This is a genomic window from Sphingopyxis sp. CR5, from assembly GCF_059693785.1.
Genome location: NZ_JCATIE010000010.1, coordinates 36,062 through 54,173, shown reverse-complemented (window position 1 = coordinate 54,173; position 18,112 = coordinate 36,062). Strand labels below are relative to the sequence as shown.

The 18,112-nt window shown below is 62.6% G+C and carries 12 protein-coding genes; 2 read left to right on the top strand and 10 right to left on the bottom strand.

Going from position 1 to position 18,112, the window contains the following annotated elements:
• Positions 1–190: 190 nt before the first annotated feature.
• Entirely contained in the window at positions 191–1,264 is a 1,074-nt protein-coding gene (locus tag AC58D2_RS15540; protein WP_497391878.1) for a hypothetical protein, read from the bottom strand.
• 130 nt (positions 1,265–1,394) lie between these two features.
• The gene (locus AC58D2_RS15535; RefSeq protein WP_497391876.1) at positions 1,395–2,297 is read right to left on the bottom strand and encodes an SDR family oxidoreductase; all 903 of its coding nucleotides are present in this window, start codon (positions 2,295–2,297) and stop codon (positions 1,395–1,397) included.
• A gap of 196 nt (positions 2,298–2,493) precedes the next feature.
• Here AC58D2_RS15535 and AC58D2_RS15530 point away from each other — a divergent pair, with 196 nt between their 5' ends.
• Positions 2,494–3,852: an OprO/OprP family phosphate-selective porin gene (locus AC58D2_RS15530; protein WP_497391874.1), complete on the top strand. Its 1,359-nt coding sequence runs from the start codon at positions 2,494–2,496 to the stop codon at positions 3,850–3,852.
• 314 nt (positions 3,853–4,166) lie between these two features.
• Here AC58D2_RS15530 and phoB read toward each other — a convergent pair whose 3' ends face one another.
• The 8 genes from phoB to uvrA form a co-directional block, all read right to left on the bottom strand.
• Positions 4,167–4,865: a phosphate regulon transcriptional regulator PhoB gene (gene phoB / locus AC58D2_RS15525; protein WP_497391872.1), complete on the bottom strand. Its 699-nt coding sequence runs from the start codon at positions 4,863–4,865 to the stop codon at positions 4,167–4,169.
• A gap of 5 nt (positions 4,866–4,870) precedes the next feature.
• Positions 4,871–5,587, bottom strand: coding sequence for a phosphate signaling complex protein PhoU (gene phoU, locus AC58D2_RS15520; protein WP_497391870.1), 717 nt, complete (start codon positions 5,585–5,587; stop codon positions 4,871–4,873).
• Between the two features lie 25 nt (positions 5,588–5,612).
• A complete protein-coding gene (gene pstB, locus AC58D2_RS15515) occupies positions 5,613–6,395 on the bottom strand; it encodes a phosphate ABC transporter ATP-binding protein PstB (RefSeq protein ID WP_497391868.1) in 783 nt (260 codons plus the stop codon).
• A gap of 2 nt (positions 6,396–6,397) precedes the next feature.
• On the bottom strand, positions 6,398–7,654 hold the full coding sequence (gene pstA / locus AC58D2_RS15510) for a phosphate ABC transporter permease PstA (protein WP_497391866.1): 1,257 nt from the start codon (positions 7,652–7,654) through the stop codon (positions 6,398–6,400).
• Positions 7,647–9,023, bottom strand: coding sequence for a phosphate ABC transporter permease subunit PstC (gene pstC / locus AC58D2_RS15505; protein ID WP_497391864.1), 1,377 nt, complete (start codon positions 9,021–9,023; stop codon positions 7,647–7,649). The genes pstA and pstC overlap by 8 nt, the downstream gene beginning before the upstream one ends.
• A 151-nt stretch (positions 9,024–9,174) precedes the next feature.
• Entirely contained in the window at positions 9,175–10,224 is a 1,050-nt protein-coding gene (locus AC58D2_RS15500) for a substrate-binding domain-containing protein (protein ID WP_497391862.1), read from the bottom strand.
• Between the two features lie 134 nt (positions 10,225–10,358).
• Positions 10,359–12,248, bottom strand: coding sequence for an NACHT domain-containing protein (locus tag AC58D2_RS15495; protein WP_497391860.1), 1,890 nt, complete (start codon positions 12,246–12,248; stop codon positions 10,359–10,361).
• 612 nt (positions 12,249–12,860) lie between these two features.
• Positions 12,861–15,857, bottom strand: coding sequence for an excinuclease ABC subunit UvrA (uvrA, locus tag AC58D2_RS15490; protein WP_497391858.1), 2,997 nt, complete (start codon positions 15,855–15,857; stop codon positions 12,861–12,863).
• A gap of 204 nt (positions 15,858–16,061) precedes the next feature.
• Between uvrA and AC58D2_RS15485 the strand changes: the two genes are divergently transcribed.
• On the top strand, positions 16,062–18,110 hold the full coding sequence (locus AC58D2_RS15485; protein WP_497391856.1) for a M13 family metallopeptidase: 2,049 nt from the start codon (positions 16,062–16,064) through the stop codon (positions 18,108–18,110).
• Positions 18,111–18,112 lie beyond the last annotated feature (2 nt).

Sequence of the window (18,112 nt, the reverse complement as noted above, 5' to 3'; positions counted from 1 at the left end):
GAGTGGACGTCGTTCGGGTTCGGCGCGGCCCCCATTCCGCGGTGCCCCTCTTATCGTTCTGCGGCGATCAGGCAAGGGGGCAGGCTTCTCGCGTCGGCCCCGCAATGGCAAACGGGCCCCGGTCGGGTTGCGACCGGGGCCCGCGAAAAGGGCGGCAGGACTTCGGGACGCCGCCCGGAACCGATCGGCGTCAGGCCGATGCGCGGGGCAGGATACCCCCCGCCGCCGGCAACTGGTCGGCGAGGTTCGCCGGCAGCACGCCGACGACGACCGACCGCGCGTTCTGCCAAAAGGCCGACAGCAGCAGCAGGGCGGAGCCGATGACGAACGCGGTCAGCGCAACGTTGAGTTCGACCGCGCCAAAGGTGCGGAAGAGCTGCGTCAGCGCGAACAGCACATAGGCGAGCGCCGACACCAGCAGCGCACGGCGGTCGATCGCCAATGCGACGAAGCCGAACAGGATATAGATGCCGACGACCATCACCGCCGCGCCGCTCGAAATATTGTCGCCCTGGGTGACGCCGAGCAGGTGAAAGATCGGATGCGCGATCATCGGCGCGGCGAGCAGGTGGAGCCAGAAAGCGACGTCGCTGCGACGGGTCTGGCGGACCCGGTCGCTGCGATCCCACCACATGGCCAGCGTGAAGACGCCCAGGCCGGCGACAAGGACGAGCGACATGACAAGGTCGACGTTGGGTTCGTCGGTGCCGCCGACAACGGCAAGGATCAGCGCGATGGCGGTGCCCGCTAGCGCCGCGCTGCCCGCTGCAACGGTGATGGGCACCATGAAGCGCTTCCAGTGGAGCCAGGTCGCGCCGGCGGTGATCAGCGCCATCGCGGCTACCACGAGGGCCATCACCGTTTCGCTTGGATGCCGCCCGAAGATCGCCTCGCCATGTTCGACGAGGAAGCCGATCATCGTCGCCAGGACCCCGCCGGCGAACGCGAGGACGAGAATGATGCTCGGAAGCGCCATGCGGCGCCGGCGCGTAAAATATTCGGCAAGGAACCACGCCGAGGCGGCGACGAAGGCGCCCGCGAGCGCCTTGTGGATCGACTCGCCGATCCATGCCACCGCGACGAGCAGGATGATCGCCGCGATGCTGACGAAAATATCGTTGAAGCCGGTTATCAGGCGGAAGGATTCCTCGTCCGCACCGGGGGCCGATCGCGTCGACGCAATGTGCGACCGGAAAGCCTGCGCGGCCTCCGGCGTCAACACTTTGGCATCGACCGCTGCTTGCAGGTCGCTTTCACTGTACATCGGGGTCGTCCTTCTGTCCGATCCCCTTGCCCCGCGCCTGCTATCGCACGAGCGTGTTATCGTGTCAATACAGTGATGCAGGCGATGCGCGCGCCACCCCGGCAGGTCCGGGGCGGCGGCGCGATCGCGATCAGCCGAGCGCCTGGAGCGCCTTCATCACGATCATCGACTGTTCGCTGCCCGACTGCGGGACGATCTCGCCCTTGCGGTCGATGATCTGCTCCCACGCCGCGGCGACGCCTTCGGGGGTCCGCTCGTCCTCGGGCAGCGCGACGCCGGGGGTCGCGGTGACATAGGCGGCGTGAAACGCGCCGGCGCCGGCGCCGACGATCATGTTCGTCGGCGCATCCTCGCTGACGAGGAACAGCGCGGCGGGAACGACATTTTCGGGGGTGAACTTCTCGAACAGTTCGGGCGGAAAGATATCCTCGGTCATGCGTGTGCCCGCGACCGGGGCGATCGTGTTGCAGCGGATATTATATTTCGCGCCTTCGAGGTGCAGCGTCTTGGTCAGCCCGGCGAGGCCCAGCTTCGCGGCGCCGTAATTCGCCTGCCCGAAATTGCCATAGAGGCCGGTCGAAGACGCGGTCATCAGGATGCGGCCATAGGCCTGGTCGCGCATCAGGTCCCAGCACGCCTTGGTGACGTTCGCGCTGCCGAGCAGGTGGACCTGCACGACCAGGTCGAAATCCTCCATCGTCATCTTTGCGAAGCTCTTGTCGCGCAGGATGCCGGCGTTGTTGATCAGGACGTGGACACCGCCCCATTCCTCCTTCGTCTTCGCCACCATCTCGGCCATATGCTCATATTCGGTGACGCTGCCGCCGTTCGACATGGCGGTGCCGCCCGCGGCGCGGATTTCCTCGACCACCTGCAGGGCGGCATCCGAATGACCGGTGCCGTCGCGCGCGCCGCCCAGATCGTTGACGACGACCTTCGCGCCGCGTCGCGCCAGCTCGAGCGCATAGGCGCGGCCCAGCCCGCCGCCGGCGCCGGTCACGATTGCAACACGTCCGTCGAAATTGATCGCCATGATAATCTCCCAGAAAATGCGACCCGTTGGGTTGCCGATAGAAACGGACCCGTCCTTAGTCGTTCGCGGCGGGCTGGCAAGGGGGCGCGCAAATTCGGCATTGAAACCGAAATGTCATCATAGTGACGCGTATCTGTCATTTATGCGTCATAAGTGCGACGCCAGATTGCAACCTTTACGCAATGGAGCGATTTCGATGCGCCACGCTTTCACCGCCGCCTTGCTCGCGACGACGATGCTCTGCCTCCCCGACAACGCGCATGCCCAGGCGATGAGCGCCGACGAAGCGGCAGCGTTGCGCGCCGAACTAGCGGCCTTGCGCGCGAAGGTCGAAACGCTCGAAGCACGGCTCGACGCCGCGACGATTCCGGCGGACGAAGCCGTATCGCCCGCGCCGCCGGCAACCGGACAAGCGGCGGCTCCGGACAGGCCCGCGACGGAGATTCACTGGAAGGGCGCGCCCGAGATCGAGAGCGCCGACGGCTGGAGCTTCAAGCCTCGCGGTCGCATCCAGGTCGATGCCGCCTATGTCGGTGCACCCGGCGCGATCGCCGACCCCGCGACCGGATTCTCGAACGAGTTGCGCCGCGTCCGCATGGGGTTCGGCGGCACGATCCCGGGGGGCTTCGGCTACAAGGTGGAGGCCGATTTCGCGAGCGGCGAGTCCGAATTGCTCGACGCCTTCCTGACGTACGACAAGGGGCCGCTGAAGGTCACCGTCGGCCAGCACAATACGTTCCAGGGACTCGAGGAGTTATCGAGCAGCAACGACACCAGCTTCATCGAGCGCGCCGCTTTCACCGATGCGTTCAATTTCATCCGCCGCGTCGGCGTGTCGGGTCAATATTCGACGGGCCCGGTGCTGATCGAAGCCGGGCTGTTCACCGACAATTACCGCGCGCTGGACAGCGGCAACGACGGCTACAGCGCCGACGGCCGCATCGTCTATGCGCCGAAACTCGGCGCGACGCAGCTCCATTTCGGCGCGTCGGCGCACTGGCGCCGCCTTGGCGACACCGTGCCGTCGGTCCGCTATCGCCAGCGCCCGCTTGTTCACAGCGCCGACATCCGTTTCCTTTCGACCCCCGCCATCGACGGACGCTCCGAAACCGGGCTCGGCCTCGAATCGGCCTTCATCAGCGGGCGGCTGCACGGCATGGCAGAGGGTTATTGGCAAAAGGTCGGTCGCCCCGGCTTCGCCGACCCGACCTTCTTCGGCGGCGCGGTGGAACTCGGCTATTTCCTCACCGACGACACGCGCAGCTACAAGGGCGGAATTTTCAAGGAGGTGAAGGTCCGGCACCCGCTCGGCGAAGGCGGCATCGGCGCGGTCCAGTTTAATGTGCGGTACGACCATCTCGACCTGAACGACGCCGGGATCGTGGGTGGCACGCAGGACGGTTATATGGCGTCACTGATCTGGACCCCGGTCGACTATCTGCGCTTCATGATCAACTATGCGCATCTCGACTATCACGACGCGGTGATTCCGGCGATCACCGACCGCGACTATGGCGTCGATACCGTCGGAGCCCGGGCGCAGGTCGTGTTCTGAGTGGGCGAGGCCGATGATGGCACCGGGGGCTCGTAGCGGCCTCTCCGTCGCTCGGATTTGATTCGGGGTCCCGCTGTCCACCGGCGGAACGAATAGCAGGAAACGACCGATTGTGGCCGTAATCTCCCCTCCCGCTTGCGGGAGGGGTCGGGGGTGGGCCTGCGACGTCGCGATCAGCCCACCCCACTGCGACTAACCAGCAAGCTGGCAAGTCTCGCTGCCCCTCCCGCAGGCGGGAGGGGATATTCGAGCACTACTCAAACGTCCGCTCACCACCCCAAATCGGACGTGCACCGTCCGAAGGCTCCTTCTTCTCAGACGCTCTTCCCCGCGTCGAGCGCGTAACCGGCCGACCGCACGGTGCGGATGATGTCGGCGGTGCCGGGCAGGTTGATCGCTTTCCTCAGGCGGCGGATATGGACGTCGACGGTGCGCAGTTCGATGTCGCTGTCCTGGCCCCAGACGCTGTCGAGCAATTGCCCGCGCGAAAAGACGCGGCCGGGATGTTCCATGAAATGCCGCAGCAGGCGGAACTCGGTCGGGCCCATGTTCACGATGTGGCCGCCGCGCACGACCTTGTGCGCGACCGAGTCGAGCTCGATGTCCGAGTAGGTCAGCATTTCGCCGGCGAGCGCGGGGCGCAGGCGGCGCAGCACCGCCTGGACGCGCGCGACGAGTTCGCGCGGGCTGAACGGCTTGGTGACATAATCGTCGGCGCCGGTTTCGAGGCCGCGGATACGGTCCTCTTCCTCGCCGCGCGCGGTCAGCATGATGATCGGCACATTCGCCGACTTGGGATTGCGTCGCAGCCGGCGGCAGACCTCGATGCCTGGCAGGCTCTCGATCATCCAGTCGAGCAGCACGATGTCGGGAACGCGTTCCTCGACGAGCACGAGCGCCTGTTCGCCATCGGGGGTCTGGCGCACCGAAAAGCCTTCGCGCGCGAAATGCCAGACGATCAGCTCGGCGATCGCCTCGTCATCCTCGATCAGCAGCAGATCGGGTTGCGGCATCGGCCTTACTCCTGCTCCGCGGAGGCCGCGCCTTCGGGCGTTTCGCCGCGCTCGCGTTCCTCCATCCGCTCGCCGGTGACGACATAATAGACCATCTCGGCGATGTTGGTCGCATGGTCGCCCATGCGCTCCAGATTCTTGGCAACGAACAGCAGGTGCGCGCTCTCGGTGATGTGCTTCGGATTTTCCATCATGAAGGTCACGAGCGTGCGGAAGATGCTGTTGTAGAAATCGTCGACATTCTTGTCGCGCACCGTCACCCGCACCGCGAGTTCGGCATCGCGCGCCGCAAAGCTGTCGAGCGCGTCGTGGACGAGTTCTGCGACCTGCGACGACATCGACATCAGCACCGGGATCGCCTCGATCGAGCGCGTCTGGTCCATCAGCGCGACGCGCTTGGCGATATTCTTGGCATAGTCGCCGATGCGTTCGACGACCGACACGATCTTCAGCGCCGCGATCATCTCGCGCAAATCGTCGGCCATCGGCGCGCGCAGCGCGATCGTCTGGACGGTCAGCTGTTCGACTTCGGCCTCGAGCGCGTCGATCTTCTTGTCGCCCAGGACGACTTGCGCGGCGAGCTCCTGGTCGCCCTTGCTGAGCGCCGCCATCGCCTGGAGCAGCGCCTGTTCTGCGCGCCCGCCCATCTCGCTGATCAGCCCGCGCAGGCGGTTCAGATCCTCGTCGAAGGCCTTGACGGTATGTTCGTTGACTACTGCCATCCTAACGTCCTTTCGCGGCTAGGCCTTAGCCATAGCGGCCGGTGATATAATCCTTGGTCCGTTCCGCCTTCGGATTGGTGAAAATGTCGGTCGTCTTGCCATATTCGACGAGCGTTCCGAGGTGGAAAAAGGCGGTGCGCTGCGACACGCGGGCCGCCTGCTGCATATTGTGCGTGACGATCACGATAGCATATTTGCCGCGCAGCTCGTGGATCAGCTCCTCGATCTTCGCGGTCGCGATGGGATCGAGCGCCGAGCAGGGCTCGTCCATCAGGATGACTTCGGGGTCGACCGCGATCGCGCGTGCGATGCACAGGCGCTGTTGCTGGCCCCCCGACAGCGCGGTGCCGCTTTCGGCCAGGCGGTCCTTGACCTCGTCCCACAGCCCGGCGCGGGTCAGCGCGCGCTCGACGATGCCGTCGAGGTCGGCCTTGCCCGACGCGAGGCCGTGGATGCGCGAGCCATAGGCGACATTGTCATAGATCGACTTGGGAAAGGGGTTCGGTTTCTGGAACACCATGCCGACGCGCGCGCGAAGCTGCACGACGTCCATCGACGGGGCATAGATGTCCTCGCCGTCGAGTTCGATTGTTCCGGTCACCTTTGCGCCCGCGATCGTGTCGTTCATCCGGTTTAGCGAGCGCAGGAAGGTCGACTTGCCGCACCCCGACGGACCGATGAAGGCGGTCACCAGGTCGGTGCCGACGTCGATCGACACGTCGTTGATCGCCTGCTTCTCGCCATAGAAGACGCTGACGCCGCTGGCGCGCATCTTGGGGTCGGTGATGGAGAGGTCGTCTTGGGTCATGATCACCAGCGTTTTTCGAATTTGTTGCGAAGATAGATCGCCAGCGCGTTCATCGACAGCAGCACGATGAGCAGCACGATGATCGCGGCGGAGGTTTTCTCGACGAAGCCGCGATCGACCTCGTCCGACCAGAGGAAGATCTGCATCGGCAGCACGGTTGAGGGCGAGCAGATGCCGCCCGGCACGTCGCCGATGAAAGCGCGCATCCCGACAAGCAGCAGCGGTGCGGTCTCGCCCAATGCGCGCGCCATGCCGATGATCGTGCCGGTCAAGATGCCGGGCAGCGCGAGCGGCAGGACATGGTGGAACACCACCTGCACCGGACTCGCGCCGACGCCCAGCGCCGCATCGCGGATCGAGGGCGGCACCGACTTGATCGCGTTGCGGCTCGCGATCACGATCACCGGCATCGTCATCAGCGCGAGCGTCAGCCCGCCGACGAGCGGGCTTGCCTGGCAGAGCCCGAACCAGTTGATGAACACCGCGAGCGCGAGCAGGCCGAAGATGATCGAGGGCACCGCGGCCAGATTGTTGATCGATACTTCGATCAGGTCGGTCCAGCGGTTCCGCGGCGCATATTCCTCTAGATAGAGCGCCGCGAGCACCCCGGTCGGAAACGCGATCAGGAACGCGATGAAGATCGTCAGCAGCGACCCCTTGAGCGCGCCCCAGATGCCCGCCACCGCGGGATCGGTCGCGTCGGCGTTCCTGAAGAAAGGCCAGTGGAAGCCGGTCGAGAGCCGCCCGTCGCGCTTCAGCGCATCGACGCGCGCGCCCAGGTCGCCCTTTGCGCCTTCCTTGGCGGCGATGTCGATCGTGCTCGACGCGGGCAGCTCGAACACCGACTTGCCGTTCAGCAGTTCGGGGTCGGCCTTGATTTCGCTGCGCACTTCCTTCCAGGCGTTTTCGCTTATCAAGCCCGATCCGCCGTCGCCCAGCGCCTCGTCGGCGGCAAAGGCGACGATGTCGGCCAGCCCGGCGCTCGCGATCGCCTGGTCGGCGTCGGGGTCGTTCAGGCGCGCGGCGTCGATCGTCAGCGGCATCGCCTTGAAGTCGATCGGCACCGCGACATGCGTATAGGTAAAGCCGCGCGCGCCATTGCCGACCATCACGAATAGCAGGAAAGCGAGGAAGAATCCCGACAGCAGCACCGCGCCCAGCCCCAGCGCCTTGAAGCGGCGCTCGGCGGCGTAGCGGCGCGCGATGCGTTTCTGCATCGTCGGGGCCTTCCAGTCGGTCGGGGCGGTCGGGTTACTCATAGGCTTCGCGATACTTTTTGACGATGCGCAGCGCGACGATGTTCAGGAGCAGCGTGACGAGGAACAGCACCAGCCCCAGCGCGAACGCGGCGAGCGTCTTGGCGCTGTCGAATTCCTGGTCGCCGGTCAGCAGCTTGACGATCTGCGCGGTCACGGTGGTCACGCTGGCAAAGGGGTTGGCGGTCAGGTTCGCGGACAGGCCCGCGGCCATCACCACGATCATTGTCTCGCCGATCGCGCGGCTGACCGCGAGCAATATGCCGCCCATCACGCCGGGCAGCGCCGCGGGGATCAGCACCTGGCGGATCGTCTCGTTCGGCGTCGCGCCCAAGGCCAGCGATCCGTCGCGCATCGCCTGCGGCACCGCGTTGATGCTGTCGTCGGCCATCGACGAGACGAAGGGGATAATCATCACCCCCATCACGATGCCCGCGGCGAGCGCGCTTTCGGTCGAGGCATTGGGGATGCCGATCGTCACCGCAAAGTTGCGCAGCGCCGGCGCGACGGTCAGCGCCGCGAAATAGCCGTAAACCACCGTCGGCACGCCCGCGAGGATCTCAAGGCACGGCTTCACCCATTTGCGCACCGTCGGCGCGGCATATTGGGTCAGGTACACCGCGCTCATCATGCCGACCGGGATCGCCACTATCATCGCGATGATCGCGCCGATCAGCACCGTGCCCCAGAACAGCGGGATGCCGCCGAAGGTGCCCGCGACCGGCGCGCCGCTCTGCGGGTTCCAGTGCGTCCCGAACAGCAGCTCGCTCACCGGCACCAGGCTGAAGAAGCGCAGCGATTCGACGAGCAGCGACAGCACGATGCCAAAGGTCGTCAAAATCGCGACGAGCGAGGCGAGCAGCAGCAGCGCCATGACGATCCGCTCGACCCGCGTGCGGGCGCGGAAATCGGGGCGGATGCGCGTGAAGGCGTAAAGCCCGCCCGCCAGCGCCAGCGCCAGCATCGCGGCGATGCCGATCCACGCATAGCGGTGCGTCGCGGCTTCATAGGGTTCGACCAGCGGCGCCGCGGCGGGCAGGCGCACCTTCGCCGCCTTGCCCTGCGCAACCTCGCGCGCGTCGGACAGGATCGCGCTGCGCTCGAAGCCAAAGGCGGGCAGGCTCTCGGCCGCGGGGCTCGTCAGCACCTGATTGGTGATCAGCCCCGGCGACACGCTCGACCAGATGGCGAGGAAGATCGCCGCCGGCGCGAACAGCCACAGCGCCACATACCAGCCATGATATTGCGGCCGCGAATGCAGCCGGCGGCCGCTGCGCCCCGCGAGCATCGCCGACCGCGCACGCCCGGCCAGCCAGCCGATCAGCGCGAGGCCGAGGATGAGGAGGAGCAAGGCGGCGGCGTTGAAGGTCACGTCTCGGCTATTCCATTTTATCCTGTTCCCCCGCGAAGGCGGGGGCCCAACTCCTGCACTATCGTTTTTCGGCGATGTTTGCTGAAGATCGTGAGGGTGGATGATGGGCCCCTGCCTTCGCGGGGGCACACGGAGTTGGCAGCAGGGAAACTTACTTCAGCACCGACCCGTCGAGCGGGGTCATGTTCGTCGCCGCGGCATTCGCCGCGTCCGACACCGCCTTGGGCGACACGATCAGGCCCTTTCCGGCGAGGTAGCCGCCGGTGCCCGCGCCCTTCAGGAATTCCGCGACATACTCTTTCAGCCCCGGAACGACGCCGACATGCGCCTTCTTGATATAGATGAACAGCGGGCGCGATCCGGGATAGCTGCCGTCGGCAATCGTGTCATAGGTCGGCGACACGCCCTGCACCGGCACCGCCTTGATCCTGTCCTTGTTCGCATCGAGGTACGAAAAGCCAAAAATGCCCAGGCTGTCGGGGTTCTTGTCGAGCTTCGAGATGATGAGGTTATCATTCTCGCCCTGCTCCACATAATAGGGCGACCCGCGCAGGCCGGTGCACACCGCCTCATGCTTGTCCTTGTCGGCGGCCTTCAGCGCCTTCATCTCGGGGTTCGCGTCGCAGCCCTTGCCCATGATCAGTTCCTTGAACGCGTCATAGGTGCCGCTGGTCGACGGCGGGCCGAATACCGAGATGCCGACCGCGGGGAGGGCGGGGTTGACGTCCTTCCACGTCTTCGCGGTGTTGGGCTTGCCATAGGGGTTCGCGGCGAGCGCCTTATAGACGTCTTCCTCGCTCAGCTTGAAGCCCGGGCCGCGCTGCGCCTCGCCCAGCGCGATGCCGTCGATGCCGACCTGGATCTCGACGATGTCCGTGACGCCATTCTTCTGGCAGGTGTCGAACTCCGACTTCTTCATCCGGCGCGACGCGTTCGAAATATCGGGGGTGTCGCCGCCGACGCCCTGGCAAAAGCGCTCGAAGCCGCCGCCGGTGCCGGTGCTGTCGATCTTGGGCGTCTTGTTCCCCGTCGCTTCGGCGAACTTCTCGCCGGCCGCGGTGGCAAAGGGATAGACGGTCGAAGACCCGACCGCGCTGATATAATCGCGCGCGCCGCCGCCCTGCGACGCCTGATCCTGGCAAGCCGAAAGCGCCAGCGCGCAGGTCGCGGCGCCGGCGGCGAGAGCGAAAGACTTCAGCATGGAAAATTTCCTGTCGGGGGTCGTTACCGAACCAAGCCGCCACCCCCGCGGCGACTCGCTGAGCCGCCAATGGGGGTTTTGTGTGACGCGTATGTGACAGGGAGTGTCATGGAAGTGTCATACGCAACGAGTGGCTATATGAACTGATCGCGAGTTCCCTTAACCTTCGCCAGAAATTTTTGCCTTACTACTTTGTGGTCGCTGACAGAGTTTAGGATTTCAACGAGGATTTTATGTTGGAGCGAAACTTGCTTCACCATTCCATTCTCAATTGAATATTTTTCGTCAGGGGAAAGGGAAATATTTCTTTTCTTCTTAGATGTAAAAAATTTGGAATCTCCGAGAGAAACATATTCATATCCGAGTGACGTGGCTATTTTAAGACAAAAATCGTCGACATCTCTACTGAATAGGCCCGAGTCCGCTGCCAAGAATTTTTCCTGATAGAATTTCTCTATTACGATTGTCATTCGACGAAATTGCCCACTTTGCATATTTCCAAAGCAGCACTTTTTCCCATGAAGGCTAAGATTGATCGACTTCCACTGTAGAAATAAAGCGCGCCGTGCTAATGCTCCCCTCAATTTTTCTACTTCTTCGACATACGCCTTCAGCCTCGGGAGCACCCATTCAACTTCTATACGCTCTTGGGCCATGTCGAAAAGCATTATTAAAACGGTGTCCCAAGGACGGAATACAAATTCGTCGAGGAACTCTCCGCGGAATTGCTCCGGACATTGGCTTAGGAAAACAGCGGTAAAATATTCCTGAAATGACCTATGAACAAATGAATACAAATTACCCTCTATCTGAACTAGGCACACTGATTCTGTTAAATCGAATAAAACTTCTTCAGGATTTAAGGCGTAACCGCAGTACGATATTGCATCGTTTATAAGTTCTATAATATCCGACTTTGAAAATTCAAATTTCTCATTCATGTATGAATTAAAGCAAAATACAGAAAATAATTTGGAAAACTGGTCTATCCTCAGATTTGATTTTCTTTTTCTCTCATACTGTTCTTTGTAAGTATCGTGCTTATCAAAAAGAGTTTCAAAAGCCCTCAGGTAAAAAAGATGCATCTTGTCTGGGATGTTTGCATTTTGCTCGTAAGTTAGCATCATTAAAGTCGATAAAAGTGGCGTAGATAAAAAGCTTTTATGCTTTTTGTAAAGCCCATTCTTAAGCTTTCCTATGAATTTTTTCTTTATATTTTCATCATATTCTATCTTTTCAACAAGTTGAATTACCTGCTTTAAAGACATTGGGCATACGCCGTAGCAGTTAAATGCCTGCCAGGAAGAGAACTGTTCGTCAGGCCGGCTTGAAACAATAATCGATGTTTCCGGATACTCTTTTGCTAAATCAATTATTTGCTCTTGAATAGATTTTCTATGTTCAAAATTTATTTCATCAAACCCATCTAAAAATAAAACAAATAGACCTGACTTTAAGCCCTTTTCAAATACGCCTCTCTCAATCTTTGATGTTTGCTTGTAAAGAGAATGAATATAAGAAATTATATTCGGACTTGTAGTCCTATTCAAATCTCTCAATTCGATAAATATAGGTATTTTTCCCGTTGGATTTTCATAAAATGACAGAGCAAGATATCTTAACAAAACACTCTTTCCGAACCCTGCGAGGGCAGTAATGATGATCTTACTCCCATCAGATAGAAATGACCTAAGATCATCTTGATTTATGACGGTGGAGTTTTGTTGAAGATTTGTTTCAACAAAATGATCGATCAGCGGCACCGGTTTTGTCGGGTCCGCGAATGTTTTGATGGTCGACACACGTCGATGCGTTAGGGACAGGTACTCTTGGTACGCCGAAAATGAATGGACGAGAGTTGTTGCGGCCGCAGTCAACCCCGACTTTCCAGTTTTGGCGAGGTGAAGCAATGCACTTGCTATTACGCGTCGGATTTTAGGATCGGCAATCAGTGAATCCAGCGCATCTACGCCATTTTGGTTTTCAGTATCAGGCAAATCGTATCCTCCCCACTCGAATGTCATCAAATACAAATAGATTTGTCAAGTTGGGGTCAGAAAGCAAGACGCGTCATCTTTACCCTGTCGAGTATTGGGACTGCGTCGAGGCGGTCCGCGCCCGCTTCGCCGTCCCCGCTGCGCGCGCCTGCGTCGCACAAAGGCGGGCGCTGTCGCCCGAACCGCCCGCGATCCGTATCTATGCCGTCGAGGAGGTGACGCGCAGGGATGGCGAGGGCGGGAAACCGCGCGGCAACAAAATCGCTGTCCTACATGGCCGCGCTGTGCCAGTCTGCATCCGGCTCTTTTCAGATCATGGACAGACGCGGGTGCCGTCCGCCGGGTGTGCAGGCTTGGCCGGCTTTTTCCCGGTCCCCGAACGGGGCGGCGAAAGGCGGCGCACGAGGCTGACTTTTACTGAACTTTGGACGAGCGTGGCGCGCGGTCGCCGCAGCCGCTCGCGATCGGCATCTATGCCGCCGAGGATATCACCGCGACACGGATGGGGTGATGGCTCCCCTCCCGCTTGCGGGAGGGGTTGGGGGTGGGCTTGCACCCTTTCGGAACCCACCCCGCTGCGACTGGGCGAGCAAGCTCGCAAGTCTCGCTGCCCCTCCCGCAGGCGGGAGGGGGCTTTCCCTATTTCTCCAGCAGCGGCTTCAGATATTGGCCGGTGAAGCTGCGCGGTTCCTTCACCACCTGTTCCGGGGTCCCCGCCGCGACGATCTCGCCGCCCTTCACCCCGCCTTCGGGGCCCAGGTCGACGATCCAGTCGGCGGTCTTGATGACGTCGAGGTTATGCTCGATCACCACCACGCTGTTGCCCTGATCGACCAGCGCCTGCAGCACTTCCAGCAGCTTCCTGACATCCTCGAAATGCAGGCCGGTGGTCGGCTCGTCGAGGATGTAGAGCGTCTGCCCGGTCGACCGGCGCGACAGCTCCTTCGCCAGCTTGACGCGCTGCGCCTCGCCGCCCGACAGCGTCGTCGCCTGTTGCCCGACCTTGATATAGCCGAGGCCGACGCGGCACAGCATCGCCATCTTGTCGCGGATCGCGGGCACCGCCTTGAAGAAGTCGGCGGCATCCTCGACCGTCATGTCGAGCACGTCGGCGATGCTCTGGCCCTTGAACTTCACCTCCAGCGTTTCGCGGTTGTAGCGTTTGCCGTGGCACGTCTCGCACGTCACATAGACGTCGGGCAGGAAGTGCATTTCGATCTTGATCAGCCCGTCGCCGGTGCAGGTTTCGCAGCGCCCGCCCTTGACGTTGAAGCTGAACCGCCCGGGTTTGTAGCCGCGCGCCTGGCTTTCGGGCAGCCCCGCGAACCAGTCGCGGATCGTCGTGAAGGCGCCCGTATAAGTCGCGGGGTTCGACCGCGGGGTGCGGCCGATCGGCGACTGGTCGATGTCGATCACCTTGTCGCAATGCTCGAGCCCGGTGAGGGCGTCGTGCGGCCCCGCGACGACGCGCGCGCCGTTCAGCGTCCGCGCTGCGCTGGCATAGAGCGTGTCGATGATCAGGCTCGACTTGCCGCTGCCCGACAGGCCGGTGACGCAGGTGAAGGTGCCGAGCGGGATCGTCGCGGTGACATTCTGAAGGTTGTTCGCGCGCGCGCCCTTCAGCACCAGGTCGAAGCCGTTGCCGGGGCGGCGGTGCGTCGGCACGTCGATCTTCTTCGCGCCGGTCAGATACGCCGCGGTCAGGCTCTTCTTGTTCGCGAGCACCTGTTTCAGCGTGCCTTCGGCGACGATCTCGCCGCCGTGGACCCCGGCGCCGGGGCCCATGTCGACGACATGGTCGGCGCTGCGGATCGCATCCTCGTCATGCTCGACGACGATCACCGTATTGCCGAGGTCGCGGAGCCGCTTCAGCGTTTCGAGCAGCCGGTCGTTGTCGCGCTGGTGCAGCCCGATGCTCGGCTCGTCGAGGACATAGAGCACGCCCGACAGCCCGCTGCCGATCTGGCTCGCGAGGCGGATGCGCTGGCTCTCGCCGCCGGAGAGCGTCCCGCTGGTGCGGTTGAGGTTCAGATAGTCGAGCCCGACATTGTTGAGAAAGCCGAGCCGCTCGTTGATCTCTTTCAAAATCGCCTTCGCGATCTGCTTCTGCTGGTCGTTCAGCCTCTCCTCGAGGGTGCCGAACCACGCATAGGCGTCGGCGACGCTGCGCTGCGCCGACTGGCTGATATTCTCGCCCGCGATCTTCACCGCGAGCGGTTCGGGGCGCAGGCGCGCGCCGTGGCACGTCTCGCACGGCTGCGCGGTCTGATATTTGCCCAGCTCCTCGCGCATCCACGCGCTCTCGGTCTGCAGCATCCGGCGGTTGAGGTTGCCGATCACCCCCTCGAACGCCTTGTGCGTCGTATAGGTGCGCCGCCCGTCCTTGAAGGTCAGCTCGACGGGCATCCCGCCGCTGCCATAGAGGATGATCTGCTGCACCCCGCCGGGCAGGTCGGCCCACGGCGTCGTCAGGTCGAAGTCATACGCCTTTGCGAGGCTTTCGAGCACCTGCATATAATAGGGCGAGGGCGGGTTCGATTTCGCCCACGGCACCACCGCGCCCTTCTTCAGGCTGAGCGCATGGTTGGGGACGACGAGTTGGGGGTCGAACTCGAGCCGCTCGCCGAGCCCGTCGCACGCCGGGCACGCGCCCTGCGGCGCGTTGAAGCTGAACAGCCGCGGCTCGATCTCGGCGATCGTGAAGCCCGAGACGGGGCAGGCGAATTTCTCCGAAAAGATGATGCGGTTGAGCGGTATTCCGACATTTTTCATCCCCGTTCGCCCTGAGCTTGTCGAAGGGCCGTCCTGTTCTTCGGAAGGCAAGGACGGTGCTTCGACAAGCTCAGCACGAACGGAATTGGATGAGCCGGAGTCGTTAGTCTTACCATTAGACGACTGCGCCTCCGCCACCGTCGTATCGGCAAGATCGACATAGGCCAGCCCCTCGGCGAGCTTGAGCGCGGTTTCAAAACTGTCGGCGAGCCGCGTTTCGATGCCCTCGCGCACGACGATGCGGTCGACGACGACCTCGATGTCGTGCTTGTACTTCTTGTCGAGCGCCGGCGCGTCCTCGATCTCGTAAAACTCGCCGTCGATGCGGACGCGCGTGAAGCCTTCCTTCTGCCACTGCGCGAGTTCCTTCTTATACTCGCCCTTGCGCCCGCGCACGACGGGGGCGAGCAGATAGGCGCGCGTCCCTTCGGGCAGCGCCATCACGCGGTCGACCATGTCGGCGACGCTCTGAGCGCTGATCGGCTCGCCGGTCGCGGGCGAATAGGGGATGCCGACGCGCGCCCACAAGAGGCGCATATAGTCATAGATTTCGGTGACGGTCGCGACCGTCGAGCGCGGGTTGCGGCTCGTCGTCTTCTGCTCGATGCTGATCGCGGGCGACAGGCCGTCGATATGCTCGACGTCGGGCTTTTGCATCATCTCGAGGAACTGGCGCGCATAGGCCGACAGGCTCTCGACATAGCGGCGCTGGCCCTCGGCATAGATGGTGTCGAAGGCAAGGCTCGATTTGCCGCTTCCCGACAGGCCGGTGATGACGATCAGGCTGTCGCGCGGCAGGTCGACGTCGACGCCCTTCAGATTATGCTCGCGGGCGCCGCGCACCGAGATGTGGGTCAGAGTCATGGGAGGGGTGTGTTCCAGATTTGTTCTTGATGCGCAAGAGGCTGCGCTACGGGGTGGGAGATGGGGCGGGTCGGCGGCGACCGCAAGGTGTCCGCCGCATATGCGAGCCGTTCGTCGAAACATTTCCGCAGCTTGCCAGAAAGGCCGTGCCGCCCGGCCGCATTGTCGTCAGGATCGAGCATCACAATAGTACGGGGACCTTTTATGAAGAAATTTCTGCTTTTGTCGGCGGCGTCGCTTGCGTTGGCCGGCCCGACCGCGATGGCGCAACCGGACAGCGCCCCCGCCGCGCAGCCGGCCCCGGCCGACAGTGGCACGCTCGACCCGCTCCGGTTCGGAAGCTGGGGCGTCGACCTCGATGCCCGCGACACGTCGGTGCGGCCCGGCGACGATTTCGACCGCTATGCCAATGGCACCTGGTTCAGGAACACCGAAATCCCCGCCGATCAGGCATCGGCAGGCGTCGACTATGACGTCTATAATCTGACCCAGCGCCAATTGCGCGCGCTCGTCACGACCGCTCCCCCGACGAGCCAGGTCGGCGGCCTTTATCAAAGCTTCATGGACGAAGCGCGGGTCGAAGCGCTCGGCGCCAAGCCGCTTATGGCCGACCTGGCCCGCGTCGCGGCGATCAAGGGCAAGAGCGAAATGGCGCGCTTCATGGGACGCTCGCAGGGGGCGTTCGGTTACAGCATCGTCGGCGGCGGCCCCTATGCCGACACCGACGATCCGACGACCAACGTGCTGTGGCTGGGACAGGGCGGCATCGGCCTTCCCGATCGCGAATATTATCTGTCGGATCAGTTCAAGACGCAGCGCGACGCCTATCGCGCCTATATCGTGCGGACGATGAAACTGATCGGCAATCCGGCGCCAGAGAAGGCGGCGGACACGATCATAGCCTTCGAAACCGACATCGCCAGGGCGAGCTGGGCGATCGCCGATCGCCGCGACCTCGGCAAGATCAACAACCCGATGTCGTCGGCCGAGCTGGCGGCCTATGCGCCGGGGCTCGACTGGGACGCCTGGTTCAAGGGCGCCGAAATCCCCGCGCAGCAGCGGGTTATCGTCAACGAGAACACCGCCATCCGCGACATCGCCGCGCTCTATGCAAAGACGCCGCTCGACACGCTGAAACTCTGGCAGGATTTCCACGTGACCGACAATGCCGCGCCCTATCTTTCCAAGGCGTTCGTCGACAACCGCTTCGAATTCACCAAGGCGTTGAGCGGGGTCAGCGAGCTGCGTCCGCGCTGGAAGCGCGGGTTGACGCTCGTCGACGGCAGCCTTGGGGAATTGGTCGGTCGCGAATATGCCGCCAAATATTTCCCGCCGAGCGCCAAGGCCAAGATGGAAGATCTGGTCGCGAACCTGAAACTAGCGATGGCCGACCGCATCCGCGGCAACAGCTGGATGGCGCCCGCGACCAAGGACGCCGCGCTCGCGAAGCTCGACAAGATGCAGGTCATGGTCGGCTATCCCGATAAATGGCGCGACTATTCGGCGCTCAAGATCGATCCCGCAGATCTGTACGGCAATGTCGAGCGCAGCGCGGCATTCGAATATGCCTATTCTCTGAGCGATCTCGACCAGCCCGTCGATCGCAAGAAATGGGCGATGAACGCACAGGAAGTGAACGCCTACAACGGCGGGCTTGAAAACAAGATCGTGTTCCCGGCGGGTATCCTGCAGGCGCCCTACTTCAGCGAGGATGTCGACGATGCGGTCAACTATGGCGCGATCGGCGCCGTGATCGGGCACGAGATCAGTCACGGGTTCGACGACCAGGGGCGCAAGATCGACGCCGACGGCGCCGTGCGAGACTGGTGGACGGCGGCCGACGCCAAGCGGTTCGAGGAGCAGGCCAAGGGCTTCGGAGCGCAATATGCGACCTATGAGGCCGCGCCCGGCGCGTTCATCAACCCCGATTTGACGATGGGCGAGAACCTGGCCGACCTTGCAGGCCTGGAAGTTGCTTATGACGCGTATCATCGGTCGCTGGACGGCAAAGAGGCGCCGGTGATCGACGGGCTGACGGGCGATCAGCGTTTTTTCCTGGCGTTCGCGCAAGCCTGGCGCGACAAGGCGCGCGAGGACGCGATCAAGCAGCAGGTCGCCAGCAACGAACATAGCCCGGCGCGCTGGCGGATCATCGGCCCGACACGCAATGTCGATGCCTGGTACAAGGCGTTCAACGTCAAGCCCGACGCCAAATATTACCTGAAGCCCGAGGATCGGACCCGCATCTGGTAAGA

Coding starts and splice junctions, on each gene's coding strand:
- AC58D2_RS15535 (WP_497391876.1), bottom strand. CDS start 2,297: ATGGCGATCAATTTCGACGGACGTGTTGCAATCGTGACCGGCGCCGGC.
- AC58D2_RS15530 (WP_497391874.1), top strand. CDS start 2,494: ATGCGCCACGCTTTCACCGCCGCCTTGCTCGCGACGACGATGCTCTGC.
- uvrA (WP_497391858.1), bottom strand. CDS start 15,857: ATGACTCTGACCCACATCTCGGTGCGCGGCGCCCGCGAGCATAATCTG.
- phoU (WP_497391870.1), bottom strand. CDS start 5,587: ATGGCAGTAGTCAACGAACATACCGTCAAGGCCTTCGACGAGGATCTG.
- AC58D2_RS15495 (WP_497391860.1), bottom strand. CDS start 12,248: ATGACATTCGAGTGGGGAGGATACGATTTGCCTGATACTGAAAACCAA.
- pstA (WP_497391866.1), bottom strand. CDS start 7,654: ATGAGTAACCCGACCGCCCCGACCGACTGGAAGGCCCCGACGATGCAG.
- AC58D2_RS15500 (WP_497391862.1), bottom strand. CDS start 10,224: ATGCTGAAGTCTTTCGCTCTCGCCGCCGGCGCCGCGACCTGCGCGCTG.
- pstB (WP_497391868.1), bottom strand. CDS start 6,395: ATGACCCAAGACGACCTCTCCATCACCGACCCCAAGATGCGCGCCAGC.
- AC58D2_RS15540 (WP_497391878.1), bottom strand. CDS start 1,264: ATGTACAGTGAAAGCGACCTGCAAGCAGCGGTCGATGCCAAAGTGTTG.
- AC58D2_RS15485 (WP_497391856.1), top strand. CDS start 16,062: ATGAAGAAATTTCTGCTTTTGTCGGCGGCGTCGCTTGCGTTGGCCGGC.
- phoB (WP_497391872.1), bottom strand. CDS start 4,865: ATGCCGCAACCCGATCTGCTGCTGATCGAGGATGACGAGGCGATCGCC.